The organism is Clostridium sp. 16K-1-R1, assembly GCF_023921145.1.
In the GTDB taxonomy this organism is placed as follows: domain Bacteria; phylum Bacillota; class Clostridia; order Clostridiales; family Clostridiaceae; genus Sarcina; species Sarcina perfringens.
The window spans coordinates 1,106,946-1,133,432 of record NZ_CP046515.1 but is presented as its reverse complement, the minus strand read 5'-3'; the positions used below and the strand labels follow the sequence as shown (position 1 = coordinate 1,133,432).

Here is a 26,487-nt window from a genome sequence, read left to right as displayed (position 1 = left end):
TATTTTCTATAAATCAAAATTTATCTAAAAGGCTCACTTAATATATTATAAATTTCAGTATCAAAATCACCCTTTACTCTTTTTAAAAATTCATCAGTATTTTTAGGAGTTGTTTCATAGGCTAACCTTAATAACTTATTTATTGTATCTAACCCATACCTTTTGTAAATTTTATCAAATAACAAAACTCCTCCAAAGTGTGCTGTTCTAGGTCTTGACCCATCCTCGGGTTTCATTATAGGATATTCTTCAAAGGCTTTTATTGCATATTGAATTTGTTTGTTATATAAATCATTCTTACCAATACTTAATATATATGATAAACTACTCCATTCAGCTCCAGTTTCATTAAGCCAATCATCATATGTTGTAACAGAATATCCCATATGCCATGCATGAGCCAATTCATGTCCTAAAAATGAATATATAAACTTATCATTATCCTCTAAGCAGGGTAATACAATAAATCCCTCTCTAAAATATCCACCACTATTTTCTATACCAGTAGAAATTAATTGTAGCTTATTATTTTCCTTTTCTCCTAATATTCTGCTATAATATTCATTTATCTTATGTAACTCTCCAACTATTTTATTTATATATCCTAATTCGCTTTCCTTTCCAGAATATATTTTTATGAAATCACATTCTGAGGAAAATACTTTATCCTTATTAAAGGCTCTTATATTGCAATCAAAGGGTATTTTATTATTAAATATCCAGAAATCCTTTTCTTTTACTGCATCTAATACTATAAAATTCTCTAAACCTTTTATAATTACTTTAATATCATCAAATAAAAAATCATCTAAAATTGGATACCAAGCACAATAAAATGATAATAAAACTTTTTCATCACTGCATTCAGTACAAAATCCATAGGGTTTTCCCCTGTATCTTAAAGTAAAATTATCAGTTTCTTCCTTTAAAATATATTTATTGCACTTGCCAATAAAATTAGGTTCCATAAGTTCTGTGTCATATTCAGCAGAAGAATATAACATATTAAAAGAGTCTTTTAATGCAAAACTAAGCTTCATTTCTTTTTCTAATGTCACTTTTGCTTCTACTTCAATTGTGTCCCCATCTACAATTAATAACAATTCACATCTATTCATTGTATTTCCCCCTATCTTACACCATAAATTTTCTTACTTTATCCTATAAAACATAACTTATTCTAACATTAATAAAAGTATAAATAAAACTCTTCTCATAATTTTCTTTAAAATAAACTACGGTATAAAACAAGTTATGCCTTACAAACTTTTATTCACCATTAATTAATCAAAATTAAATAATTCTTTAACCTTAATGAAAATATTTGAAATTAAGTAATTAAAAACTATTATATACAACCTACAAAATACTGTAAATAATTAATTTAAATGTTAATTATCTTTTTCACTAATATAAGCAATCATCCCAATTTATGATAAGATAATATTATAGAAATATATATTAGGAGGGTAATATGTATAATTTTCTAATAGCTGGACATACAAAGTATGGTTTAAAGAAAGATACGCTTTGTAAATCTGTATTGAAATGTGACGATGAAGCAATTAAAGAAAATGTTATTATAGCTCCTTGGTGGGAGCCAACTATATTTAAAGACATTGAATCTGAATTAATTGTGGATACTTCTATTAAGATATGGAATTGTAAGTTATTTGATAAAAATATTACATATATAAAAACTGGAATTGGGGCAAGTGTCTGTACTGATGTAATATTAGCCTTAGGAAACTCTAATTGTAAGAAGATTATATTTATTGGTTCTGTTGGTGCTTTAGATGAGAAAATAAATATTGGTGATATTATTATACCTACTTTATCAGTATGTGGTGATGGGGTATGCAGATACCTAGAAAAAGACTTAACAAAAGATTGTTTTGGTGAAAAATACTATCCAGATACTAAGCTTAATAAAATTCTAATTAAGAATACAGAAAAAATATGCAAAGATAATAATATTAGCTATCATATAATACCCAATTTTAGTGTAGATACTATATTTGCTCAATTTGCACATTTAGATTATATAATGAAATTAGGTTGTAAAAGTATTGAAATGGAGACTGCTGCTGCTTTTAAAGCTTGTTCAATTTGCAATATACCAATAGCAGCTATTTTTAATGTCTCTGATAATTCAATAAAAAATAAATCAATATATAATGGGAAAACTGAAAGTGAACTAAAATATAGAAAAAAAGTCAGAAATGAAATTATTCCCAAAATCATATACAGCCTACTTTAAGATTAATTATTCCCTAGTTAAAATCAAAACTCACTTAAAATGAATTCTTATAAACTAAATAAAGATTTAAGCAAAAAAAAAGATTTAAAGCTTACTCTGCTCTAAATCTTTTTCATTCTAACATATACATAATAATTCTCTTTTCTAATCCTATTTATATTGTCCATCTGTCTTTATTATTTTAAGTCCTCTTTTTCGTCATATCCTAAAAATGTTACCTTAACTAATACTCTCACTAAATCCATGGCCTTTTTCATAATGTTATCTCTCCTTTTAATTCTTTATTTTTAAGTTTCTATTTTTTTCTTAAGTTTCAACTATTTTACTAGCTTGTACACTTTTTCTATTATCTTAAATCTTCCTTTTCGTTATATCCTAAAAATGTTACCTTAACTAATATTCTTACTAAATCCATTGCTTTTTTCATAATCTATTCTCTCCTTTTGTATATCTTAATTTATTTTCTTGTTTGTTTCTCTCAACCCTTGACTTAATTATATATTCTTAAGTAAAAATCTCATATTTAATTAGATTACACTTGTATTACATATTTGAAAGGTATGCTGTAAGCAATGTCATACTTTTAATCACTATAAAACTGGCAATATTTGCCCAATTATTCATAAAATATTGCCAGTTTTACACATGTAATTGAAAATTTTAAAAATAAATGCAAGAATATATTTAATAATCTTAAAGAAAAGGAGCTTTGATATGAAAGATGAAAAGATTAATATAAAATACCAAAATAAAGTTAATTTAATTTTTATCATATTAGTAACAATATCATTTTTATTATACCGATTCGGTTTTGATAAAAATGGTAATCTATTATCCTTAAACTACATATTAATATATTTTGTAGTTTTAGTATTAGTTATATCTAGCTTAAAAAATTTCATAAGAGAAAAATCTAAAAATAAAAACAATTAAGAAGCTTATATTTCTATAATATTATAAAAATCTACTAAAAGATTTATTTATAAAATACAAAAAAACTCAGTAATAACTGAGTTTTTATAATATTAAAGTAATTATCTAATCTAAAACTTTCTTTAACTCAATAGTTTCTTCTTTGTCATTCCATTTCATTACTATTATTTCTTTAATATCTTTTGATTTGATGTGGCTAACTTAACATCATATTGAATATTATTATTCACCTTTAATTTTTCATCATACTTTCCAAACTTAAAGTACATGTCTCCTTTTAAACCATATATATCAGGGAATTTTTTCTTAAATTCTTCTTCACTTAGTCCAGAATAAACTATAACCTTAAGTTTTCTCTTCCTTGCCGAATTAATCATTTCCCTTAACTCCTTAGGTTGAAGTGACCATTCAAGTCCTGCAAGTATAATTCCTTCATTAAAAGGATCATTTGTCACTTTATCTAATATATCTTCTGAATCCATCTCTATGTTTGGTAAATCCTTTAAATGTTGATTAAAGCATCCTTTGCAGTTTAAGTTACAATCTACTGCACTTATTAATGCTCCCATAAAAGGCGCATCCTCTACTCTCTCATGAACAATGCCCTTTGTTTTTATAATCATAGGCTTAACTGATTTCTATCCTTAAATTCTGATTTTTTACCATCATTAAAGAATTCAACTTTTCTTAAGTAGCCTGTTATTCTTTGATATAAATCTAGCTTTTTGCCACATATAGGACACTCTTCTACCCTTTCCTTTACATATCCATGCTCTTCACAATATCTATTTAAAGGAGAAATACTTACATAAGGTGTTCTATATTTCTTACAAACTGTCTTTACTATGTGTTTTGCCTTTTCTCCACTTATAGCTCCATCGCAATAAATATGCACCACAGTTCCTCCTGTGAATAACACTTGAAGCTTCTCTTGGTGATCAAATAATTGCTTTAAGTTTTTAACTTCATTAGGTGGCATATGACATGAGTTTGTATAGTATGGATATTCTCTTCCCCCTCTAACTATAATATCCTCAAAGTCCTCTACATCCTTTTTAGCTAATCTATAACAAGTTGATTCAGCTGGAGTAGCCTCAAAATTATAAAGATTTCCTGTTTCTTCTTGAAAATTTATTAATTCTTCTCTTATGAAATTACAAACCTTTATTGAAAACTCCATTCCTTCTTCAGTTAATATATTATTTCCATTAAAGTTTTCACACATCTCATTTAATCCAACTATTCCTATAGTACTAAAATGATTTTTCAAAGTTCCTACATAAGTTGAAAATGCCGGCAACATATCTTTATTTATAATATTGTCATTTAACCATTTTCTCTTCTTTTCTAAGCTATCTTTTGCTATAATCAATATTTCTTTTAAAGCATTAAAAAACTCTTTTTCATTATTTTTATACTTATATGCCAATCTTGGTAAATTTATTGTAACAACACCTATACTTCCTGTACTATCTCCACTTCCAAAAAGACCACCATTTCTCTTTCTAAGCTCTCTTAAATCAAGATTTAATCTACAACACATTGATCTTACATCACTTTGATCCATATCTGAATTAACAAAGTTTGCAAAGTAAGGATACCCAAACTTTCCTGTCATCTCAAATAACATATCATTATTAGGGTTATCAAAATCAAAATTACTGTTTATATTATAAGTTGGTATTGGATAAGAAAATGGTCTTCCATTATAATCTCCCTCATTCATAAGTTCATAAAACGCCTTATTTAACATATCCATTTCTTTTTGACATTCCTTATATGTGAACTCTTGAATTTTATCTCCAATTAAAGCAGGGTCATTTTCTAAGTCTTTTGGTGGAAAAAGATCAAAGGTAATATTAGTGAAAGCTGGTTCAGCTCCTGCCCTACTATTACTATTTATACTAAATATAAAGTTTTGTAGATTTTGTTTAACCTCTTCATATGTTAAATTATCCTTCTTTATATAAGGTGCTAATAATGTATCAAATGAATTAAAAGCAACGGCTCCCATAATCTCATTTTGATATATTGTAACCAAATTAGCTATTTGATTTAATATAGCATCAAAATGTTTTGCAGGACTACTAGTTGGAATATTAGGAATTCCCTGTACTCCCATTAAAATTATGTTTCTTAAGGAATATCCACAACAATAAAGTGTTAATCCTCCTAGATCATGAATATGCATATCTCCATTTTTATAAGCATCTATTATTCTTTTATCCTTATAAACTTCATTAAGCCAGTAATCTTTAGAAACCTCAGCTATTATATGTTTATTGAGACTCCCAAAACTATATGGTGAATTGGAATTTTCATTGACTCTCCAATCTATTTTTTTAATATAATCATCTACTATTTTCTTACTAGATAACATATTTTTCACATCCTTTTTTACATCCCTTTTATTTATACTGACATTATACATCAGTTCAAAGTATTATAATAAATACTCATATACCTATATGTTTATAATCAATTAATTATTTGTTTTTTATGGAAATACTCTTAATGTCTCTTATAATCTAAGTTCTTTAAACCTTTTAACTTTTTTCAAAAAACTCAAAGAAAATTTTAGTTAAACTATTAAAAACATAATGAAACATTGTATTTTCCTACTTTCTAAAAAACATAAATTTTTTAATAATTTCTTTTTTTATTAAAGTTTTATAATCTATTTTTTAACTTTCTATTGTAAAATTCTAAATCTTCACTTAAATGGAAATTACTTTTAAAACTACCTAATAAATTTTCATCTTTGCTTATTAGAACTGTTTTATCGCTATCCCATGAAATTATCTCTATCTCTGAAAGAGGATGTTGAATACAAACTGGATTCTCCCAAATATCTTTATTATCTTCTGCGTAAGGCAAAGTATATTTCATAATTTCTTCTAAAGTAAATTTCTTATTGAACCCACTTAAAACACCCCAAATCAATTGAAAATCCTCTTTTTTAATTATAGTGTCTAGTTCTTCTCCAGATATAAAGCAATATTCTCTTGATAATAGTTCCTCTATATCTTCATTCTCTGGATAAGCACAACAATCTGTAATAAGCCAGTTATACTCAAGATGAATGTTATTAAAAGCTTTAAAAACCTTTCTTAAATTTGTGTAATATTCTTGCCCTTTATCTAAAACTATTCCCCTCAAAATTATCTTCTCCTTATTTTAAAGTACTTAACTCTCATTATTCTTTTATTTACGGTATAGAATCCAAAAAAATATATCTCCTAAATGTGTATTTAATTAATATTGTTATTTTATTTATAAATAAAATAAAGTAAGGTTATATATTAAATAAACCTTACTTTACAAATAAAAACTAAATCCTATAGTCCTTCTATTTCTCTAGCTTTCTCTTCTATCTTTTTAAGTTCCTTATACGTATGTCTAACTTTATCTCCTACTACTTCAACTTTTTCTAAATGTTCCATAGTAGATTCTCTGTAAATATCTCCTAAATCACTTTCATGCCAATTAGTATTTTCAACTTCGTAACTCTTAATCATTTCATCATTTTCTTCATCCATATCATCAATGTAAGCTTTAACCACATCAGATATATGAGTTAACTTAAACATAGCTTCTCCACTATATCCTGGCATTATATTTTTAAGAACAATAGTAGCTCCATCATCTCTTATTTCCACTTCTTGATCAGATAATTCTCCATTTAAAAGAACTGATTGAACCCTTTCAAACTCATCTATAAGTTTTTTTGCTTTTTTAGCTAATCTCATTTCTTTTGATTCCATAATTAGTTCCCCACTTTCTAGTTAAAATCTACATTATAGAAGTATTATTTTTACTTATAAACTTTCTTTTTATGTAATCTAAAACTTTAAGAATACCTTTAAATAAACCATATATTTTGTAATCATTTTCTTAGCTACATTTTATCACATATAAATTATATTATAAAATTAACTAAAGTTAAAATATTTGTATATTTTCTAAATATTGAAATACCAAATCAAGTTAATAAAGAAATAATTGTAATAGTTTCATCATTAAAAAGAATTTTTAGAATAAAGATTTCAAAGAAACATAATAAATCCTGAACATGATTTAAAAATTAGAATATAACTAAATAAAAGTGAAATATATCAAAGATTAAAATTAACTTTGATACATTCCACTTATTTTCTCTCTTAACTAACAGAGTCTATTTATAAAAACTATTTTTAAATCTTCATATTATCTAATAAAATTAGTTCTTTCTCTTTCTTCTAATTCTGGTTTAAGAATATTATTATTCTTACCTAATTCTATACACTTAATAAGCCATGCCATATTTCTTCCTAGCACTCTCATTGTTTGCATACCTTCTAGGTCCTTTTTAACCTCCTCTGGAGTATTTCCATGAACCATATTCCAGTATTGTGAACTTACAACTGGCATATTGCATATTGTAAGATACTTACTTAATTGATCTAAAGTAGAGGTTGTCCCAGCACGTCTTGCGCTACATATAACTGCCCCTGGCTTAAATGCCATATGCTTACCCCCAGAATAAAATGCTCTATCTAAAAATGAAGTTATTGAACCTGAAGCTGCTGCATAATAAACTGGTGAACCAAATACAAATCCATCTGCATCCTTAGCTTTTTCTACAAATTCATTTACACCATCCTTCATAAAACATTCCCCTGTTTTTTTACAAGAACCACATCCTATGCATCCACCTATAGGCTTATTCCCTACTTGAAATATTTCAGTATCTATTCCATTTTCCTCTAGAGTTTTACTTACTTCCTTTAATGCTGTATAAGTACATCCCTCTTTATTGGGACTTCCATTAACTAATAATACTTTCATTTTTTGTACCTCCTAATTATAACCACCTTATTATATTATAAATCCTTCTCATTAATTCTTACTATTTCTATCCTTTAAAAATTAACTATCCTTAAATTTAAAATCCTTTAAAGTCTCAATATCTACTGGCTTTGAATAGAAATATCCCTGAATATATATTTTTTCATATGGAAATGCCTTAACAATGTCAACCTGATACTGTTCCTCTATACCTTCAAATACTATAGTTCTATTAGCTATGATACATATTTCTGATATAAATTCCACTGTTTTTTCATTTATAATAGACTTATCTAAATTATCAGCAAAGTACTTGTCTAGCTTCACTATATCAGAATCAATTTTATTTAATAAATCTAAATTAGAATATTCCACTCCAAAATCATCTATAGCTATTAAAAATCCATATTCCTTTATTATTCTTATTGCACTTTGTATTCTTCCTATATCCTCCATACCAAACTTTTCTACTATCTCTAAACAAATATTACAATCATCAATCTTATAATCTTTTGCAATTTTCATTAAGGATCTTAAAAACTTAGGATTTTCTATTTCTTTAAATGAAACATTTAAGGATATATAAAAATCTCTTCCTTTAACCATATCATAATCTTTTATTATTCTGTAATCTAAAATAACCTTCTTTAAAAGCCATAAAGAAACTTCTAAAGACATATTATTGTCTTCAATTTCCCTTATAAAGCTATAGGGAGTTAAAATTTTTCCATCCTTATTTAATCTCAAAAGAGATTCAAATCCCTTTACTCCATTTGTCTTTGGATCTACTATAGGTTGATAATATAATATATATTTATCATTTTTCATATAGTCTCTAATTTTTCTTTTAGTTCTTATAGCGAATATTTTATTTTTTCTTTTTTTATAAATAAATAATGATATTATAATTAAAAATATTACAACTAATAACTTTTCATTTTTTAATTTATCTAAATGCTCATCAAAATACTTAGAATATAAATTAGTATCTTTTTGTTCCCCATCTTCTTCAAGCTCTCCAAGGACAGAATCTATTCCTTCAATTAATTTTTCATTACCTTTTCTACTAGTTATATAAACTGGTCCAGAAGAAAACTCAAAAATTTTTTTAATATTTTTATTTTCATAATTTATATTGCTTCTTGTATTTTCTACTACAAAATCTACTTTGTTATCATGTAAATATTCTTCATCTTCAGGATAATTAGAAACATCTATAGGTTTCACATTTATGCCTTTATCCTTTAAAAGCCTTAAAATCCACTCATTATTTTCTTCTCCTTTTAAAAATCCCATTTTTAATCCATTTAAAGCTTTTAAATCACCATTTTTTATATTCTTATTAGTATATATAGCAAAGTTATCATTATTTAGATAGTGGTCAGTAAATTCATATTCCTTTTCTCTATCAGGAGTCTTACTTATTCCAAAGACTAAATCTATCTGTCCAGATTTAAGCTTTTCTAAAGCATCTGTTACATTACAATCTACATACTTATAATTTAAATCTAACTTATTACATATTAATTCTAGTATTTCATTATAATAGCCATCTGGCATAGAATTTTTATTAAGATAATAATAAGGATAATATTCATAAAATCCTACTTTAACTGTTTTTCTGTTACAATTAACTTTCTTACCATCAAATTTAATTGTAATACCTAAAACCGTTATAATTATTAAAAATACTATACTTACCCAAAACACCCTTTTTTTCATAAAGTAACACTTCCCTAACCTCTCATATAACCTTATCTCTAAATAAATTTTTACTCTATTTAAATATTAACATAATTTTCTAATAAACTTGATTTAAGCAATTGATATTTTTATCTCTTCTTTTTTGAAATTAAAGCAATTAACTAATTTTTCTTTATCTAAATTAATAAATAAATATAAAACTATATTAAAATTTAAACAATATAAATATTTATAAAAAAGCACTAAATCTATTAAATAAATTTAGTGCTTTTTCTTATAAAACTTTCAACAAAACTCAAAAATATATTTATTATAAGACTCTTAATATAAACTAAAAAATTATTATTTTGTAAACATTATTAATCTGAGCTGGATAAGTTTCTTCTATTTTTCCATCATAAATAATTTCTATTCTATCTCCCTCATTTATACAATCTAGAGTATTTTCTTTTCCATCTCTATCAATTATTTCAGCGTCTTCAGTATCAACTGCAATAAGTCCATCTTCATAATTAACTAAAAGACCATATTGAGATTTTTCAACTACATCAGTAACTATGCTTTCCTCTTCTCTATCAAAAAACAAAAAGACTGAAATAATACAAATTAAAAACACTAAAACTCCAATTAAAACCTTCTTCATATTTCGCTCCTTTGCTATTAGTAATTTATATTAATACTCTAAAATCTACATCTTTTTTATTATAAATAAAAAAAACCTTTTTTTCTAGAAATTTAAAAAGCTTTTATACTAATCCTTCTAAAGTTTTGTTACTCTAAAGTCTATATTGCTATTCTATTATGCTTCTAATTTTTTAGAGTATTATAAAGTTTTATTGCTCTAAAAAACAAAATACAATGGCCTAAATTTAGTACCATTGTATTTTCTACTTAAATCAATTTCTATTTAGTTTATATAAAAATATACTTTAAACTAATTATTTAACCTATCTTTAAATTCAGAATACTTCATAACATCTCTTTTCAACAATATATTGAAAGTATCATAATCCTCTTTAGGCATATTATGATTAAAAGTCATAATCTTTAAACTATGTCTCTTACAGCCTTTTCTGTAGGATGGATGTGTATAATCAAAATCTTGCAATTTAAAACCTAATTTCAAATAAAAATTCAATCTTTTTATTGATATCTCATCTATCGGAGGATCTATCTCTAAAATTACATTTTTATTATGGTCACAAAACTCTTTTAACACTCTAGATCCGTAGTTTTTTCCTCTTAACTTAGAATCTATGGCAAAGTGTTCTATATACTTATACCTACCCATATCCCAATAGAGTAATATTCCTACTATTTCCTCTTTATCATATATAACCTCAAAATGATAGTTTATATCATCTAATGCCTTTATTTGATCATCCATTGTTCTTCTTTCAAATATTGGGAAGCTTCCATTGTATATTTCCATTGCCTTATTAAAGCAATTATCATTTGAATTTATTCTTTTAAGATTCATTTCAAACTCCTCCTAACTTCAAATAAATCACTAAATCTTACATGTATTTTTCATATAAGTTTAATTACACCTATATAAAAGAGAAAGTCTTGCTTTTTTAAAGCTTATCTCTTTCATCCAATGTTAATTATACCCTCTCCCCTAATACTTAAACAATGTCATACTATGTTCTCATTTAAGGATTTATGTGTGATTAAAATTTCTAACCTAAAATCAATATTCTATTAATAGTAACTACTAAAAAGCTGTTAGCACCTAAAAACAAATATTGTTTAAAAGTATCTAGTTTAGATTTTATTTAATATTTGCTCGTAAATAGACCTAAAAGCAAATATTGTTTAAAATCATCTATTGTAATGCCAAAAGAAAAGATGGTTTGTGCACCTAAAAAATAAAGCTTGTTTAAAAGTAATATTAAATTAATATGTAACCTTAAGCTAAAAGTTCCTCAATATCTTTTTCTATTGACTTTGGAGTAGTTTGTGGCGAAAATCTCTTTATTACATTTCCCTCTCTATCCACTAAAAACTTAGTAAAATTCCACTTAATTTTACTTCCAAACATTCCACTTTTCTGTTCTTTTAAGTATGAATATAATAGAGATTCATTTTCTCCATTAACATCAATTTTTTCAAACATAGGGAATGTTACACCAAAATTTAATTTACAAAAGTTCATTATTTCTGAATTGCTTCCTGGATCTTGTTCCTTAAATTGATTACAAGGGAATCCTAAAACCTCGAAGCCTTCATCCTTATATTTTTCATATAACTCCTCTAATCCATCAAACTGTTTTGTAAAACCACATTTACTAGCAGTATTAACTATTAAAAGAACCTTTCCTCTATATCTTTCTAAACTTACATTTTCTCCATTAATATCTTTTACGCTAATATCATAAATTTCCATACTACTCACCCCATATATTCTAAATTATATTTTTTAAAATTTAATTTTATACAATTATTTTAATTCTATATGATTAATATGTCAATATACATTTGCATTAATCTAAAAATAATATTTTTCCATTTTTTAGTAATAATTTTGAAATTCTCTGCATATAAATATCATAGTAGGGGAGTTTTTTGATAATGTACTAATTTGTCTGCTTCTTCATAAATTATGCAAAAAAAACTTCTCACAGCACAATATTCGCCAAACTCTACATCAAATAAAATCTTAATATTTACCTAACCTAATACCAAAATAGAGCTTACTTTTATTAAAAAGTAAGCTCTATGTTTTATACTTCAATCTTATTTTATAATAATTATTACGCTTGGCTTGCCCAATCTGCTGGATAAGTTACATAAATGAATCTAGCATAATCTGGAACTGAGAATTGAATCTTTGATCCTTTAGGTATTAAAATGATTTCACCAGCATCTGCTGAAATCTTTCTTCCATCTATTATTATATCTAAATGACCTTCTATAACATAATCAATTTCATCATAGTTTAAAGTCCAATCAAAAGTAGTCTCTTTCATTTCCATTATTCCAGCGCCTAGTCTTGGACTTTCTTCTAATGTAAATAAATCCTTAGTATAAACTACATCTCTTGGGTTTCCAGTATCTAATCTATTGGATTCATCAACCTTAACTGTTGGAAGCTTAATTGACATTATTCCACTTTTGTCTTTATTTCTTATAAAGTCAACTGAATCATTATTACCTGCTCCAGCAAGCTTTTCTTCAATTATTTGTCTTACTAGTTTTTCTAATAATTCCTTACTTATGTTTTCCATAATTATTTAGCCTCCTCTATTTTTCCTAAAGTTTTCTTTGCTATGAACATTGCAAGAATAACCGCTGTGATACCTCCAACTAATTTAGCAACTATCATAGGGAATATCATTTCTGGATTAAAACCAGCTGTAAATCCTAAGTGGTCTCCTAATACGAAAGAAGCTGATACTGCAAAGGCAACGTTTATTATTTTTCCTCTGTCATCCATGTCTTTTAACATTCCAAACATTGGGATATTGTTTGCTAAACTAGCAATCATACCAGCTGCAGCTATTTCATTGATTCCTAATATTTTTCCAAGTCCCATTAAAGGTTTCTTAAATACTTTAGTGATTATATAAACTAGTGGGAATGCTCCAGCTAAAACTATAGCAATATCTCCAACTATTTCTATACCTTCACTTATAGGATTCATTCCTGGTATTATTACTATTCCTGTTAAAGCTTCTATAATAGCAGCTGCTAAAGCTAAAGTTATAATTATAACAACTATCTTACCAAAATATTAAATCCTTTTATCATAGCTTCTTCTGCAAAGGCTAAGCCTATAGCTATTAAAATTGCAAATATTATTATTGGAACTAAGTTTTTAAGAACCATCATTGCTGGGAATCCTGCTACTAATCCTCCAACAAAAGCTCCTACTGGTATAGTTATTATTCCTGCTAAAATTCCTGTTGCTAAGAATTTATGGTCTTTCTTTTCTATAATTCCTAAAGATACTGGAATTGTAAATACTATAGTAGCTCCCATCATAGCTCCTATGATTAAACCACTAAACATTCCTGCTTGTGGATCTTGTGCTAAGCTAGCTGCAAGTGGTGCTCCCCCCATATCATTTGCAAGTATTGAACCTGCAAACATTGCTGGGTCCGCTCCTAAAGCATTAAATACAGGTGTTACTATTGGTCCTAAAACAGAAGCAAGTACTGGTGCTAAGCATATAACTCCAACCATAGCTAAAGCTAGAGAACCCATTGCCATTATACCTTCTTCAAATTGTTCACCTATTCCAAATTTGTTTCCTAGGCATTTGTCTATAGCTCCTAAAGCCATACATGCAACCATAATATAAACGATAATTTCATTGATAGACATTTCTCTTCCCCCTTATTCTCAAAATATGGACTTAATTATTTTTCATAAATTTATTTAATTAAATTTTTTGCTATCTCACTATGTACAAAAGGAATTATAGAAACATTTATAATGTCCTTTTCTTGTAAAATAGCTTGTCCTTCTCTCATTCCATTTTCTACACTACTTAAATCTCCTGAGACTATATATACAAGCTTTCCACCAATTCCAAAAGCCAGTTGAAGCTTAACTAAATTAACCTCACTGCTTTTTAATGTTTTATCTAGGGCTAATATACCGGAAGAAACCTTTCCCGTTTCCATTATTCCAATTGCTTTATCCTCTATGTTTTTTTGAGAATATTTTCCCTTAAGAGCATTTATTATGTCATGGTGAATAGAGTTTATAATAAAGCTTCCAACTAAATATTTCTCTCCAAGTTTTTCTCCAAATTCTATGGCTTCCTTCACCTCTCCAGCATCTCCATTAACAATTAAAAAGAATTTCCCAGGACAAATACTTTTAAGGTAAGAAACCTCTACAAAAGCTTTCTTTACAACCTCATTTGAAACCTCAATGCCTTTGCTGATACTTCTAAATTCTAAAGCTCCTATACTTTTTTTCATATTAATCCTCTTCAATATCTATAGAATCTACAATACCTACTATGGCAGCATCTATAGGAACTTCTCTATTTCCAATTGATTGTCTTGCAGCACCACCCTTAGTTATAAGAACAATATCTCCAATTCCAGCACCAGCATTATCAGCGGCTACAAACAAGCCCTCTTTTTCCTTATCTTTACTTATAAGAAGCTTAACTATTAAAAACTTTTGTCCATTTAGTTTTTCATCTTTTCTAGTTGCCCACACATTTCCTACTACTCTTCCTATTTCCATAATAATTCACTCCCAATCATCTTATTGCCACTTTCCCTAAATACTTTAACCCTTTTTAAAGGTTGTTTATTTTAAATATGGATGATTCTTAAGTTTAATTAGCTTCATAAACAAAAATCATCCATATTTTAAAGAGTTAAGCTACTCTAAGAAAGCACAACATTTAAATTATTTATGCGAATATAATCCTTTGCTAAGGGAGTAATTATAGCTTTTTTATCAACTATTAAGGTTCTTACTCCATTTATGTGAGGCTTTCTTAGATCACTTTCTGATACTAATTTCTTATTTGAAAGATTTATTGTGAACTCATCTGCAATAGCAGTAGTATCTAAGTCCTTTTTTCCTTCAACCTTATTTTCACTACATAAACAAAGATTTTTACTTATTTCTTCTTTAATTCCACTAAAAGAAACTTTTTCATCCTTGCTTTCTATTGAAATCCTATTTAAATCATCTATAACTTCTATGCCATAAGCTAGAAGCTCTTCCTCAAACTTAATATATTTATTGTATAAAACTTTTGGAGCCGTATTTTTGTATTTTCTATACTCAATACCATCCTCAAGAATATAAACTTTCTTACCTTTTAAAAGCATTTCTAAAGCAAAATTTTCTGCCTTTGTTGTACATGTTCCTTGAGCTATGTTGCTAAGTCCCTTAATACAAAGCTTTGATATAAGTAATATGTCGCAATCTTTGCATTCTGATGTTAATGGATTAATATCAAATCCTTTTAAGGCTTCTCTGTAGAAACTTACATTACTCTCTCCAATTACAACAATGGATTTTCTCTTTTCTAAAGAATTACTTTTACTATTTTCCTCTTGAATTCTCTTGTATATTTCATCTACTAAAAATTCAACTAACTTTTCATAGTCCATATTATCCTTACCCCCTTTCATTTAGAGGCTTCCTCTCACTTACATTAGCTAAAATATTATTTAAATACTCCTAAGATTTTAGGTAGTTAAACTATATAATCCTTTACAAAAGCTTAATATACTAAATTAAGATAACTCTTTAAAACTTCTATATCATTAAATTAGTATAAAGCTTTCTAAAGCATAATTAACTTTTAACTTAATGTATAAGCTTAATATCTTAAATTATTATTTTTCATCTTTTCCAACAATTAAGGCAAAAGTTCCCTTTGAAAATCCGCAGGCATTTGCTTCATCATAATCAATATGCATAAATGTTCTGTAATCTTTGCTAACTCTTACAATTACATCATCAAATATTAAAGGTCTTTTCCCTAAAACCTTAACTTTTACGCTTTCATTGTTACTAACACCAAATTTTATTGCATCCTCTGGTGTCATGTGTATATGTCTTTTAGCAACCATTAGCCCTCTATTTAATGCTATAGAAGCTCTCTCTGTTGAAATTGTTATTTCTGGAGTATTCTCTAAATCTCCACTTAATTTAACTGGAGGTATAGATCCTAGTACTAGAGCATCTGTAAATGAAACTTCCACTTGAGTTTCATTTCTAGGTGGTCCTAAAACCACAACATTATCTATCTTACCTCTAGGCCCTGATATAGTAACTCTTTCTTTACAAGCATACTGACCTGGTTGAGATAAATCTTTTATTCTAGTAAGCTCATGTCCTTCTCCAAATAATATTTCTATATGCTCCCTAGTTAAATGAACATGTCTACCTGAAGCTTCAACTTCTATAAAAGCTTCATCCTTAACTCTTCTGACTACTTCCTCTATAATGTCCTGTAATAGATTGTCCATAGCTTCCTCCTATTTCTCGTACTTTCCTGTTCTAACTTTAAAGATCATAATCCAAAATACTGAGGATAGTCTATTTAAAGCTCTAATTAAATCTTCTCTCTCAACTTGTCCATATTCACCTTTAAAAGCTTCATAAGCTGAAAGCTCTGTTTCTCTAGTTAAAGTTCTTAAAATATTTAGTGCAGCCACTATTTCACCCATTTCATAAGTTGGCATTTCATGTCCTATACCAAAGTATTTTTTAGGGTTATGTGATTTTTCTCTAAGATCCTTTTCTGTCATTCCTTGAAGAGAAAAACCTTCTAAAGGCTCACTTAAAACCTCACATCTCAATATTCTTCCTATAAGATTTAGTATTTCTTGAAGGTCTTCTACAAGTTTATTCATTCCTTGTTTATGACAAAGAACTTGTGTTTCAACAATTCTTGCTTCAAGAGAATCTATCTTACCTCTAAATATTATTCTCTTATGATCTTTAAATACAAGAAGATTGCCTGTTAGATGAGTCATATGCTCTGGCTTTTCATCTAACTTAGCTCCAAAAACAGTTTCATACTTGTATTCTTTTTCCCTAACGACTTCTCTTATTATCTCTTTAGGTTCTGTTTCTTTATTTAATTTTTCTTCTTCAGAATTAACATAAACTAAATTTATATTATGTTCAGCTAAATAAGACTTTGCAGATGGAGTTATTATTTCTCCCTTTACAACCTTAAATTCTTTTAGAGCTTTTAGGTCTTCTCTACTTAATCTTTTTCTTACCTCACCTTCTGTCAAAACAGCCATTTTATCACATCCCCTATTAGATGTATAAAAGGAGTGCATAAAAGACTCTTTATGCAACCCCTAATTACAACTTTTTATTATTCAGCTTTTGGTGCCTTTGGTAATATAGCATCCACTTCAAAGTGTGGTCTTGGGATTACATGTACTGATATTAAATCTCCAACTCTTTCAGCAGCAGCAGCTCCAGCGTCAGTAGCAGCTTTAACAGCTCCAACATCTCCTCTAACCATAACAGTTACTAATCCTCCACCAACTTGTTCTTTTCCTACTAATTGAACATTTGCAGCCTTAACCATTGCGTCAGCAGCTTCTATTGCTCCTACTAATCCTCTAGTTTCGATCATTCCTAATGCATTTGCGTTTGCCATAACAAATTCCTCCTCAAAATATCCTTCTTAATTTTTTAATTTAGACTTTAATTTGTCTTTAATTTAATTTTAAACCTTTTTAGTTAAAATTTCACATAGAGCTTTTAACTCCAAAATCTTAGTATTAATGTATTTTTACATCTCTTTAATTTGAATTATTTAAAAATTTTATATTTATCTATTAGCCTAAAGAACCTGCCTTTAGACTTTTAATATAGTCTTAGTCCTAAGAGTAATTTTCCTAAGACTAAAACATATTAAGCCTTTTTATATCTTTTCATTTCTATGTAATGAAAATTATATTTAATATTAAATAAGTTTTTAATTTATATTAGAATCCAATTATCTTAAAACTTACTTAAGTTCCTCAATAATCTTCTTAACTAATAAGTTTATTAATTCTTCCTTGTCACCTAAGTCTAAACTTGAGGCAACTTCCTTTGTAGCTCCTACAGCTAACTCTCTAATATCTTCAAGTTCTCTAACTCCATAAGCTACATTTCTTGTGTTCATTAAATCTAATGGTCCTATGTTATGTGATGTAGAACTTCCTCCAACTGCACCGCATCCTAATGTTAAGGCAGGTACTAAGTTGATTGTAGCTCCTATTCCACCAAGAGCTCCTGGTGAATTTACTACCATTCTTGAAACTGGCATTTCTAATGCGAATCTCTTAACAAGCTCCTCATTATTTGCATGCATACAGAATGTATGTCCAGCTCCTTCATTTAGTAATATTTCTCTACATCTATTTAATACAGCATCTACATTCTCTTCTACAAAGAAAGTTAAAATAGTTGTTAACTTTTCTCTTGAGAATGGATACTTATGTCCAACATGGCACTCTCTTGGAACTAAAACTCTTGCCCAAGATGGAATTCCTTCTAAACCAGCTAATTTAGCTATGTCTTGTGGAGTTTTTCCAACTATTTGTGGGTTCATAGTTCCATTTGCTCTCATTACAAATTTAGATAGTTGATTTGCTTGTTCTTCAGTTAAGAAGTAAGCTCCTTGTTCTTTTAATTCTCTAACAACTTCATCTTCCATAGCTTTTTCAACTACTATTGATTGTTCTGAAGCACATATTGTTCCATTATCAAAAGTTTTAGAATCTAATATTCTCTTAACTGCTAACTTAACATCTGCACTCTTATCTATGAATGCTGGTCCATTTCCTGGTCCAACACCTATAGCTGGTGTTCCTGATGAATAAGCAGCTCTAACCATTGCTTCTCCACCTGTTGCTAGGATTAATGAAGTATCTTTATTCTTCATAAGTTCATTAGTTCCTTCTATTGAAGGTACTGTAATGCATCCTATAGCTCCTTCTGGACAACCTGCTCTCTCAGCAGCCTTAGCTATTATCTTAGCTGTTTCAATAATACATTTTTTTGCACTTGGATGTGGTGATAAAACAATTGCATTTCTAGCTTTTATTGAAATCATAGCTTTGTAGATTGCTGTTGAAGTTGGATTTGTTGATGGTATAAGTCCTGCAACTACTCCTACTGGCACCATAATTTTAAATGCTCTTTTCTCAACATTTTCCTCTACTATTCCAACAGTTTTTGTATCCTTTATTGATTCATAAACTGTTCTTGCAGCAAAAACATTTTTTAATACTTTATCTTCCCATTTACCAAATCCTGTTTCCTCATTTGCCATCTTAGCAAGTTTTTCAGAATTTTCATAAGCAGCATCAGATATAGCTTTAACTATTCTATCTATGTCTTGTTGACTCATACGGGCTAACTTACTTTGAGCTTCTTTAGCCTTTCTTATAAGTCCCCTAGTTTCCTGTATGGAAACTAAGTCTTTATCTAAAAACTCCATTAACTGTCACCTTCTTCATTATATTTTAGTAATATATCTACTAAATCTTTCTTCTTTAGAGACTTAAGCTTATTAGAAGTTATATTAATATTTAAGGATTTTATTTTCTTTCTTAATTCCTTAACACTCATTTTAGATATTTCTTTTATATCTATAGAATCAGCTTCTTTATTCTCTGTGGTCTTATCCTCTGTCAGTTCAGGTTTTATAATAACTTCTTCTAAAGATTCTTTTGAGCTTTCTTTATTTTGAGAGATTTCAAAAACTTCTATTTCATCTAAGTGAGATTCACCTTCTATTTTTTCAGAAATTTCTTCTACTTCATCATTAACATTTTTAACATATTCAACAACATCTTCTTGTAGGCTTTCTTCTTTAGATTCTGTTTCCTCTATAATAGCTTCTGTAATTTCCTCTCTTATCTCTTCAAAAACCTCTTTAATATCTTCTTCCAACTCTTGAATTTCTTCTTGTATCTCTTCTTCTGAACTTTTACTATTCATTAAAAGATTCTCTACCTCATCATCAAGTCTTGGAATTACATGAGCACTTCTTAAACTTCCAATTCTACTTGCATAATTTTCAGCAGATTCCACTGCAGCTTGTACAGCATCTACATCTCCTGTAATCTTTACAGTTACAATTCCTCCAGTAACCTTTTCTATTCCAATCAAATCAACACTTGCAGCTTTTAAGGCTGTATCTGCAGCACATATGGCTGGTACATATCCTATAAATTCTATTAATCCTAAAGCTTTTCCCATATCTTTAGCCTATTAGAATCCTAATGGATTACTAGCTACTGATTGTACTGCCTCTGCAAAGGCATCACATGCTGCTTTACATGCTGATTGTGATCCTGTAAGTAAGGCTCCTGCAAAGTTTGTTTCTGTTGGAGGTGCAAAGAATTCACACATTTCAACATCTGCAGCCTTTAATGCTGCATCTAAAGCATACATTGCTTCTAATGGAGGAGCTACTAAGTAAGCTAAAGCTTCACCTTCTCTTATTCCTGCTGTTTTTGAAAGATATGATCCAGTTCTTGATACACATTGAGCATAGTAACAAATTGAATCATCTTCATTTGCACTTACAAATCCAACTCCACTATCAATGAAATCTAAAGTAGCATTTAATCCACTTCTAACTTCAGCAGGACTTGGTCCAGCTAAGATACCAATTACTTCTCCAGCTAATTTTGTTGAAGCATTTCCAGCTCCAGCATACATTGATCTAGCATAAACTACATCTACTTCTGCTGCCTTTGTAGCCTCATCTAAAGCTGTATAAGTTACATCATCACAGTCTGCTGTGATTAATCCTAAACTCTTGTGATGTGGTTCTAATTCTAATTTTTTAGCCATTTCTGGACTAACATTTGATATTATCTTAACGCTTAAAACATTAGGACGTATTAAATCATTTTTCATGCTTAATTCCCTCCAAACTTATTATTTAAGATCTATTCCTGAAGCTTTTTTATCTAACATTGTTTTTATTAACTCTGCAATGTGAGCTCCTGCTTCAACGGCAGTTGTTCCACCTTTATGAATGTTTGATATAACAGTTCTTTTAGCTTCTGGCATTCCAACCTTTGGTTTATATGCTATATATGCTGACATTGACTCAGCAGTTACAAGACCTGGTCTTTCTCCAACTAGTAAGCAAACAACATCTGCTCCAGTTGCTTCTCCTACAGCATCCATAGCTGGAACTCTACAATATTTAACAAATAATATAGGTCCAACATTTAAACCATACATTTTTAATCCTTGCTCTATTGAAGGAAGAATATCTTCTACGTTAGCTTCTATTGCAGCTGAACTTAAACCATCTCCAACCATTATTTGAACCTTAGGATTTTTATCACATTTTTCTTTTATGATCTCTGTTGTTTCTGGTGAAAATCTTCTTCCAAGGTCTGGACGAGTTACATATTCATCTTTATCAGTACACATAGTTTTCACAGGTATAAAATTATTTTTCTTTATGAATTCCTCTGAAACATCTGAGAATACTGAGTCTTGTGCAGCAGCATGGTCAGCTCTCATTCTTAAAGCTGTTATAGTTTTATATCTAGCTCCTGCTCTTCCTGATCCTAATCTAGCTGGAGTTTTAGCTTTCATTTCTAAGTAAGCCTCTCTATCAGCTGGATTATCAACTAAAAGTTGTTTCTTTATATCTATCTCTGTAATATCTGGTATAAATTCATCACTTTCCACTTGAGATTGATTTTTTGAAACTTCCTTAACCACTTTTTCTACTGATTGCATATCAACTTGTCCAACCATTTGGCTAACTAATTGCTCAACCATTAGTTTTAAATCTTTTTCGTTCATAACTCTCTTCTCCCTCCTATCCTAAAAGTACAGATGCATCTCCTGCTTTTTTAGTAAGCTTTCCATTTTCGTCTACGAATCCCATTTCAACTAACCAATCTTGGAACTCTTTAATAGCTGTTAATCCAAACATTTCTCTTAAAGCTGCTGTTTCATGGTATCCTGTAGTTTGATAGTTAAGCATTACGTCATCTCCATGTGGAATTCCCATGAAATAAGTACATCCTGCTGTTGTTAATAATACAGCTAAGTTTTCTATATCATTTTGATCTGCTTTCATGTGGTTTGTATAACATGCATCACATCCCATTGGTATTCCTGTTAATTTACCCATGAAGTGGTCTTCAAGACCTGCTCTTATAACTTGTTTTGAATCATATAAATACTCTGGTCCTATGAATCCAACAACTGTGTTAACTAAGAATGGTTGGAATCTCTTAGCGAATCCATAACATCTAGCTTCCATAGTTACTTGGTCAACTCCATGGTGAGCATCTGATGAAAGCTCTGAACCTTGTCCTGTTTCAAAGTACATTACATTTGGTCCTGTAGCCGTTCCTTGTTTTAAAGCTAATTGTCTAGCTTCTTCTATAGTTGCTGCATTAAATCCAAAAGCTTCATTTCCCTTTTCAGAACCTGCTATTGATTGGAATATTAGGTCTGTAGGTGCCCCTTGTCTTATAGCTTCCATTTGAGTTGTTACGTGAGCTAGTACACAAGTTTGAGTTGGTATTTTAAATTTTCTTTTTATTTCATCAAATCTCTTTAATACTTTAGTAACACTCTCAACAGAGTCATCAACTGGGTTTAATCCTAAAACTGCATCTCCAACACCAAAAGTTAATCCTTCTAATAATGAAGCCATTATTCCATCTGGATCATCTGTTGGATGGTTTGGTTGAAGTCTTGCAGATAAAGTTCCTTTTTCACCTATTGTTGTGTTACAGTGAGCTGTTACCTTTATTTTTCTTGCTCCATATATTAAGTCCATATTAGACATTAATTTTGCTACAGCTGCTACCATTTCAGAAGTTAACCCTCTTGAAATTCTTCTTATATCAGCACCTGTTGTATTTTCATCTAATATCCACTCTCTAAATTCAGATACTGTCCAATGTTTTATTTCACTATATATTTTTTCATTTACATCATCTTGAATTATTCTAGTTACCTCATCTATTTCATAAGGAACTGCTGGGTTATTTCTTAAATCCTCTAAAGTTATATTTGATAATACAACCTTTGCTGCTACTCTTTCTTCTGAAGACTCTGCTGCTAATCCAGCTAATCTATCTCCTGATTTCTCTTCGTTTGCCTTAGCCATAACCTCATTTAAAGATTTGAAAGCATAGACTTTTCCAAATAATTTTGTTTTTAAAATCATTTTTTATCCTCCTTCCAACTAGTTGAAAACTAATGTTTTTATAACAACAGGTAATACTTTCCCATCTGCAATTGGTGTTCCAAGGTCTATGTAATCTCCATTTTCAACCTTAATACCATCAATACATATAATTTCTTTTTGAAAATTAAGTAAGGAATATATTGCTTGTCCTAAAACCTTAGCCATATCATTTTCAACAACTACTATTAGTTGTCCCTCTTTCTCAATCAAATCCTTCATTCCATTTACAAGACCTTTTGCATACTCCTGTATCTCTTTAAAGGATGGATTCTTTTTACCATTAATAGCTATTGCTATCTTTTGAAAGTCATTTTCTAACCTGAACCATTCTATTTTTTTCTTAAGAGCTGTTTCTAATTCATAAGAACCTTGACTTTCATCTTCTAAACTAAGCTTTAATATTGGTAAATTTTTTATTGGGAAACTATCCTTTGTGTAAGTAATTGTACTTCCACTTATTTCTGTTGTATGAGAGCCAGCTCCCACAACAGTTGCTCTTATGGTTTCAATAGATCTTACTACTTTAAGCTTCTTACATAAATCTGAATTTTTAATAGCTTGCCCTAGTATTATTCCTATATCTCCATATTTAAAATAGTCTTGGATTTCTCCCTCATAATATATATAATCTGCAACTCCTCCTGAGAAGGATATGCATTTTATCTCATTTTCTAAAGCTATACTTTTATTAGTTACTATGTAATCAAAGTATTCATCCTTAGGTCTTAAACCAACACTTTCCTCTAACCAAGAAACCATCATATTGACTACTGGTTTAATGTTTTCTACGGTTGCCTTAGTTCCTATTTGTAGACCTAAATTCTTTTCTTTTATTATTCTTTCTATTTTAGGTGAAATATATATTATCTCTTTTGTATTTGGATTAATCTTTATAAGTCTTCCACCTACATCTAGACAGCCAGTCTCCTTAACTTCACCTCTTAAAAAAAGTGCAAGGTTACTTGTACCTCCTCCAATGTCCATATTGACAACACTGGTTGAATGTTCCTTAGAATAAATATGTGCTCCAGCACCCTTTCCAGCTATTATACTTTCTAAATCTGGTCCAGCTGTTGCCACAACAAAGTCTCCAGCAAATCCACTCAATGTGTGTAATACATCGTTTGCATTTTCTTTTCTAGCTGTCTCCCCTGTTATTATTACAGCACCTGTTTGAATATCATCCTTATTTATTCCAGCCTTTTTATATTCTTCTTCAATAATTTCTTTTATTTTTCTTCCATCTATTTCAGTATTTGAAATAAGTGGTGTAAAGTAAACATCACTTCTATAGATAATTTCCTTATCTACAATACTTATTCTTGGAACGGTAAAAGCTGATGCTTCATTTTCAACTATTAACTTAGAAAATATAAGCTGAGTTGTACTTGTGCCTATATCTATTCCAACACTTAAAAGTTCCTCTCTCATCCTTTCACCCCCTTAATATTTTTTAAAATTCATAAGCTGTTATTTTTCATATCAACTTATAATACTCTAATTAAATTTCTTAACTTAAATAATTATTTTAAAGAACTAAAAAGGCTTAAAGCTACAGAAATAAACCTGATTTAAAAATCTAAGTTTTATTTTCTATAACCTTAAGCCTCATTGCTCAATTCAAACCACTACTTCGCAGTTCATAGTTATTTAAATTCTTCATTTTCTTCAATTTTAAAATTTAATAGTACCTTGGTTCCTTCTTTGTTAGAAGTTATATTCATACTTCCTTTTAGCTGATCCTTTATGTAACTATTAACTATGAATAATCCTAAATTATTATTGTTAATCAAACCTAAGTCAAATCCACATCCATCATCCACAACAGCTATGGCTTTATCTTCTCCATCACTTTGTATTAGAATCTGTATTGTACCTTCATCTTTATTAATAAATGCATGATCAAAACAATTTTGTATAAGTTCATTCATTATTAAGAGTAATCCAGTTAGCTTTTCTCCATCTATATAAAAATTATTTCCTGTTATATAGATGTTTATGTTAGATCCATACCAACTTTTCTTTATGTTTTCTGTTAGTACCTCAAGTGCATCTCTAACCTTAATATTATTTCCTTGAGATTTAGATAATAAATCGTGAGTAGTAGCAATGGCAAGTATTCTGTTTACACTTTCCTGTAAATATTCCTTAGCCTCTTCACTTTTGCATCTTCTACTTTGACTTCTAAGTAATGCGGCTGCTGTTTGCAAACTATTTTTAACCCTATGATGAGCTTCTCTTAGTGCCACTGATTTTAAAACTAACTCAGCCTCTTTATTTTTAACATCACTTATGTCCTTTATTATCTCAATTATTCTTAAATTTTCTTTATCTATAAAGGTTCTACTTAATTCAAAATAAGAATTTTTCACTTGAACCTCTATTATTTGTTTTAAGTCACTCTTTTCTCCAATAACATTTGAAAGATCTTCAAACTTGGAATTATCTAAAGACAATTTATTAAAATCATCTCCATAGTCTATACTTTTATATCCTAAACTACTATATATATTATCTGCTTTAGTATTTTTTATAACAAGCTTTCCTTTTTTATCAAAAACAAGTATTCCATCATGAAGATTATTTGTTATTAAAGTACCTTCTCTTAAAAGATTTAAAAAACCTTTTGATTCTGAACTTTCATTTGCAGAACTTATGTCAATTTTGAAATCACTTTCAAGCTCATTACTAATATCTTTTTCTACTATAACAACTCCTACAACCTTTTCTTCATTAAGAATTGGATGTATTCTTTGTTTTACAAACTTATTTTCTTGAGTCAGTGCTTTTATATCCTTATTAACTGTTCCATTTTTTAATGTTTCTATAACACCTGGCTCATTTTCCTTTAAAGCTTTTTTTCCAACTACTTTTTCTTTATATAATGAAGGCTTATCTTTTGGAATAGCATGCTCTACCACAATAGCAAAGTTTCCCTCTTTATCTAAAACATCTATAAATGCATCACTTTCATAAAAGTCAGCCATAATCTGTAGAGATTTTGAAACTTCTCTTATTTTATTTATCTCCTCTTCACTTAAAAGAGTATATTCTTTACATAGTGTTCCAATCATTA

The 26,487-nt window shown here is 28.7% G+C and carries 26 protein-coding genes and 1 pseudogene; 2 read left to right on the top strand and 25 right to left on the bottom strand.

Annotated features, from left to right (window positions below):
* Positions 1-20 precede the first annotated feature (20 nt).
* Entirely contained in the window at positions 21-1,118 is a 1,098-nt protein-coding gene (locus tag GOM42_RS04920) for a hypothetical protein (RefSeq protein ID WP_011590489.1), read from the bottom strand.
* 356 nt (positions 1,119-1,474) lie between these two features.
* Here GOM42_RS04920 and GOM42_RS04915 point away from each other — a divergent pair, with 356 nt between their 5' ends.
* Both GOM42_RS04915 and GOM42_RS04910 read left to right on the top strand, forming a co-directional pair.
* Positions 1,475-2,260: a phosphorylase gene (locus tag GOM42_RS04915; RefSeq protein ID WP_110077327.1), complete on the top strand. Its 786-nt coding sequence runs from the start codon at positions 1,475-1,477 to the stop codon at positions 2,258-2,260.
* 714 nt (positions 2,261-2,974) lie between these two features.
* A complete protein-coding gene (locus GOM42_RS04910; RefSeq protein ID WP_003459849.1) occupies positions 2,975-3,193 on the top strand; it encodes a hypothetical protein in 219 nt (72 codons plus the stop codon).
* 164 nt (positions 3,194-3,357) lie between these two features.
* Here the strand turns inward: GOM42_RS04910 and GOM42_RS04905 are convergent, their stop codons facing one another.
* The 24 genes and pseudogenes from GOM42_RS04905 to GOM42_RS04790 form a co-directional block, all read right to left on the bottom strand.
* Positions 3,358-3,816, bottom strand: coding sequence for a 4Fe-4S cluster-binding domain-containing protein (locus GOM42_RS04905; RefSeq protein WP_078233488.1), 459 nt, complete (start codon positions 3,814-3,816; stop codon positions 3,358-3,360).
* On the bottom strand, positions 3,813-5,624 hold the full coding sequence (locus GOM42_RS04900; RefSeq protein ID WP_078233487.1) for a ribonucleoside triphosphate reductase: 1,812 nt from the start codon (positions 5,622-5,624) through the stop codon (positions 3,813-3,815). The genes GOM42_RS04905 and GOM42_RS04900 overlap by 4 nt, the downstream gene beginning before the upstream one ends.
* 239 nt (positions 5,625-5,863) lie before the next feature.
* Positions 5,864-6,352: a DUF2691 family protein gene (locus GOM42_RS04895; RefSeq protein WP_078233486.1), complete on the bottom strand. Its 489-nt coding sequence runs from the start codon at positions 6,350-6,352 to the stop codon at positions 5,864-5,866.
* 179 nt (positions 6,353-6,531) lie between these two features.
* Complete coding sequence (locus GOM42_RS04890; RefSeq protein WP_078233485.1) at positions 6,532-6,957, bottom strand: hypothetical protein; 426 nt, start codon at positions 6,955-6,957, stop codon at positions 6,532-6,534.
* Between the two features lie 442 nt (positions 6,958-7,399).
* Entirely contained in the window at positions 7,400-8,020 is a 621-nt protein-coding gene (locus tag GOM42_RS04885; protein ID WP_003453853.1) for a flavodoxin family protein, read from the bottom strand.
* 81 nt (positions 8,021-8,101) lie between these two features.
* Positions 8,102-9,742, bottom strand: a complete 1,641-nt coding sequence (locus GOM42_RS04880) for an EAL domain-containing protein (RefSeq protein ID WP_110077326.1) — start codon at positions 9,740-9,742, stop codon at positions 8,102-8,104.
* A 313-nt stretch (positions 9,743-10,055) separates the two neighbouring features.
* Positions 10,056-10,367 (bottom strand): hypothetical protein, encoded by a 312-nt coding sequence (locus GOM42_RS04875; protein WP_003459816.1) that lies wholly within the window; start codon positions 10,365-10,367, stop codon positions 10,056-10,058.
* Between the two features lie 291 nt (positions 10,368-10,658).
* Positions 10,659-11,204, bottom strand: coding sequence for a GNAT family N-acetyltransferase (locus GOM42_RS04870; RefSeq protein ID WP_003459864.1), 546 nt, complete (start codon positions 11,202-11,204; stop codon positions 10,659-10,661).
* A gap of 432 nt (positions 11,205-11,636) precedes the next feature.
* Entirely contained in the window at positions 11,637-12,113 is a 477-nt protein-coding gene (locus tag GOM42_RS04865; protein ID WP_003454005.1) for a glutathione peroxidase, read from the bottom strand.
* A 367-nt stretch (positions 12,114-12,480) separates the two neighbouring features.
* Positions 12,481-12,954 (bottom strand): cupin domain-containing protein, encoded by a 474-nt coding sequence (locus GOM42_RS04860; protein WP_003453912.1) that lies wholly within the window; start codon positions 12,952-12,954, stop codon positions 12,481-12,483.
* Positions 12,955-12,956: 2 nt separating this feature from the next.
* Positions 12,957-14,053 (bottom strand): annotated as a pseudogene (gene eutH, locus GOM42_RS04855) (ethanolamine utilization protein EutH).
* Between the two features lie 50 nt (positions 14,054-14,103).
* Entirely contained in the window at positions 14,104-14,658 is a 555-nt protein-coding gene (locus tag GOM42_RS04850; protein WP_003477263.1) for an ethanolamine utilization microcompartment shell protein, read from the bottom strand.
* Position 14,659: 1 nt separating this feature from the next.
* Positions 14,660-14,932, bottom strand: coding sequence for a EutN/CcmL family microcompartment protein (locus GOM42_RS04845; RefSeq protein ID WP_003474302.1), 273 nt, complete (start codon positions 14,930-14,932; stop codon positions 14,660-14,662).
* 146 nt (positions 14,933-15,078) lie between these two features.
* Positions 15,079-15,837 carry a TIGR02536 family ethanolamine utilization protein gene (locus GOM42_RS04840; protein WP_003455851.1) on the bottom strand — a complete coding sequence of 253 codons (759 nt, stop codon included), beginning with the start codon at positions 15,835-15,837 and terminating at the stop codon, positions 15,079-15,081.
* Between the two features lie 207 nt (positions 15,838-16,044).
* Complete coding sequence (gene eutD, locus GOM42_RS04835) at positions 16,045-16,680, bottom strand: ethanolamine utilization phosphate acetyltransferase EutD (protein ID WP_003455694.1); 636 nt, start codon at positions 16,678-16,680, stop codon at positions 16,045-16,047.
* 9 nt (positions 16,681-16,689) lie between these two features.
* Positions 16,690-17,466, bottom strand: coding sequence for an ethanolamine utilization cobalamin adenosyltransferase (locus GOM42_RS04830; RefSeq protein ID WP_003453880.1), 777 nt, complete (start codon positions 17,464-17,466; stop codon positions 16,690-16,692).
* 77 nt (positions 17,467-17,543) lie between these two features.
* Entirely contained in the window at positions 17,544-17,834 is a 291-nt protein-coding gene (eutM, locus tag GOM42_RS04825; protein WP_003453976.1) for an ethanolamine utilization microcompartment protein EutM, read from the bottom strand.
* 354 nt (positions 17,835-18,188) lie between these two features.
* A complete protein-coding gene (locus tag GOM42_RS04820) occupies positions 18,189-19,667 on the bottom strand; it encodes an acetaldehyde dehydrogenase (acetylating) (RefSeq protein ID WP_025649037.1) in 1,479 nt (492 codons plus the stop codon).
* The gene (locus tag GOM42_RS04815) at positions 19,667-20,431 is read right to left on the bottom strand and encodes a BMC domain-containing protein (protein ID WP_004456186.1); all 765 of its coding nucleotides are present in this window, start codon (positions 20,429-20,431) and stop codon (positions 19,667-19,669) included. The genes GOM42_RS04820 and GOM42_RS04815 overlap by 1 nt, the downstream gene beginning before the upstream one ends.
* 12 nt (positions 20,432-20,443) lie before the next feature.
* Entirely contained in the window at positions 20,444-21,097 is a 654-nt protein-coding gene (eutL, locus tag GOM42_RS04810) for an ethanolamine utilization microcompartment protein EutL (protein ID WP_003461990.1), read from the bottom strand.
* A gap of 21 nt (positions 21,098-21,118) precedes the next feature.
* Positions 21,119-22,006, bottom strand: coding sequence for an ethanolamine ammonia-lyase subunit EutC (gene eutC, locus GOM42_RS04805; protein WP_003454028.1), 888 nt, complete (start codon positions 22,004-22,006; stop codon positions 21,119-21,121).
* Positions 22,007-22,022: 16 nt separating this feature from the next.
* Positions 22,023-23,390, bottom strand: coding sequence for an ethanolamine ammonia-lyase subunit EutB (locus GOM42_RS04800; RefSeq protein WP_003454054.1), 1,368 nt, complete (start codon positions 23,388-23,390; stop codon positions 22,023-22,025).
* A gap of 18 nt (positions 23,391-23,408) precedes the next feature.
* Entirely contained in the window at positions 23,409-24,842 is a 1,434-nt protein-coding gene (eutA, locus tag GOM42_RS04795; RefSeq protein ID WP_003480633.1) for an ethanolamine ammonia-lyase reactivating factor EutA, read from the bottom strand.
* 215 nt (positions 24,843-25,057) lie between these two features.
* Positions 25,058-26,485, bottom strand: coding sequence for a sensor histidine kinase (locus tag GOM42_RS04790; protein ID WP_003455831.1), 1,428 nt, complete (start codon positions 26,483-26,485; stop codon positions 25,058-25,060).
* Positions 26,486-26,487 lie beyond the last annotated feature (2 nt).

What these genes read in the sequence shown, in the direction of transcription:
- GOM42_RS04900 (WP_078233487.1), bottom strand. Translation starts at nt 5,624, where the DNA reads ATGTATAATGTCAGTATAAATAAAAGGGATGTAAAAAAGGATGTGAAA.
- GOM42_RS04890 (WP_078233485.1), bottom strand. Translation starts at nt 6,957, where the DNA reads ATGGAATCAAAAGAAATGAGATTAGCTAAAAAAGCAAAAAAACTTATA.
- GOM42_RS04800 (WP_003454054.1), bottom strand. Translation starts at nt 23,390, where the DNA reads ATGATTTTAAAAACAAAATTATTTGGAAAAGTCTATGCTTTCAAATCT.
- eutD (WP_003455694.1), bottom strand. Translation starts at nt 16,680, where the DNA reads ATGGACAATCTATTACAGGACATTATAGAGGAAGTAGTCAGAAGAGTT.
- eutL (WP_003461990.1), bottom strand. Translation starts at nt 21,097, where the DNA reads ATGAAAAATGATTTAATACGTCCTAATGTTTTAAGCGTTAAGATAATA.
- GOM42_RS04885 (WP_003453853.1), bottom strand. Translation starts at nt 8,020, where the DNA reads ATGAAAGTATTATTAGTTAATGGAAGTCCCAATAAAGAGGGATGTACT.
- GOM42_RS04875 (WP_003459816.1), bottom strand. Translation starts at nt 10,367, where the DNA reads ATGAAGAAGGTTTTAATTGGAGTTTTAGTGTTTTTAATTTGTATTATT.
- eutM (WP_003453976.1), bottom strand. Translation starts at nt 17,834, where the DNA reads ATGGCAAACGCAAATGCATTAGGAATGATCGAAACTAGAGGATTAGTA.
- GOM42_RS04920 (WP_011590489.1), bottom strand. Translation starts at nt 1,118, where the DNA reads ATGAATAGATGTGAATTGTTATTAATTGTAGATGGGGACACAATTGAA.
- GOM42_RS04915 (WP_110077327.1), top strand. Translation starts at nt 1,475, where the DNA reads ATGTATAATTTTCTAATAGCTGGACATACAAAGTATGGTTTAAAGAAA.
- GOM42_RS04880 (WP_110077326.1), bottom strand. Translation starts at nt 9,742, where the DNA reads ATGAAAAAAAGGGTGTTTTGGGTAAGTATAGTATTTTTAATAATTATA.
- GOM42_RS04840 (WP_003455851.1), bottom strand. Translation starts at nt 15,837, where the DNA reads ATGAAAGGGGGTAAGGATAATATGGACTATGAAAAGTTAGTTGAATTT.
- GOM42_RS04850 (WP_003477263.1), bottom strand. Translation starts at nt 14,658, where the DNA reads ATGAAAAAAAGTATAGGAGCTTTAGAATTTAGAAGTATCAGCAAAGGC.
- GOM42_RS04865 (WP_003454005.1), bottom strand. Translation starts at nt 12,113, where the DNA reads ATGGAAATTTATGATATTAGCGTAAAAGATATTAATGGAGAAAATGTA.
- GOM42_RS04870 (WP_003459864.1), bottom strand. Translation starts at nt 11,204, where the DNA reads ATGAATCTTAAAAGAATAAATTCAAATGATAATTGCTTTAATAAGGCA.
- eutA (WP_003480633.1), bottom strand. Translation starts at nt 24,842, where the DNA reads ATGAGAGAGGAACTTTTAAGTGTTGGAATAGATATAGGCACAAGTACA.
- GOM42_RS04845 (WP_003474302.1), bottom strand. Translation starts at nt 14,932, where the DNA reads ATGGAAATAGGAAGAGTAGTAGGAAATGTGTGGGCAACTAGAAAAGAT.
- GOM42_RS04905 (WP_078233488.1), bottom strand. Translation starts at nt 3,816, where the DNA reads ATGATTATAAAAACAAAGGGCATTGTTCATGAGAGAGTAGAGGATGCG.
- GOM42_RS04820 (WP_025649037.1), bottom strand. Translation starts at nt 19,667, where the DNA reads ATGGAGTTTTTAGATAAAGACTTAGTTTCCATACAGGAAACTAGGGGA.
- GOM42_RS04815 (WP_004456186.1), bottom strand. Translation starts at nt 20,431, where the DNA reads ATGGGAAAAGCTTTAGGATTAATAGAATTTATAGGATATGTACCAGCC.
- GOM42_RS04790 (WP_003455831.1), bottom strand. Translation starts at nt 26,485, where the DNA reads ATGATTGGAACACTATGTAAAGAATATACTCTTTTAAGTGAAGAGGAG.
- eutC (WP_003454028.1), bottom strand. Translation starts at nt 22,006, where the DNA reads ATGAACGAAAAAGATTTAAAACTAATGGTTGAGCAATTAGTTAGCCAA.
- GOM42_RS04860 (WP_003453912.1), bottom strand. Translation starts at nt 12,954, where the DNA reads ATGGAAAACATAAGTAAGGAATTATTAGAAAAACTAGTAAGACAAATA.
- GOM42_RS04830 (WP_003453880.1), bottom strand. Translation starts at nt 17,466, where the DNA reads ATGGCTGTTTTGACAGAAGGTGAGGTAAGAAAAAGATTAAGTAGAGAA.
- GOM42_RS04910 (WP_003459849.1), top strand. Translation starts at nt 2,975, where the DNA reads ATGAAAGATGAAAAGATTAATATAAAATACCAAAATAAAGTTAATTTA.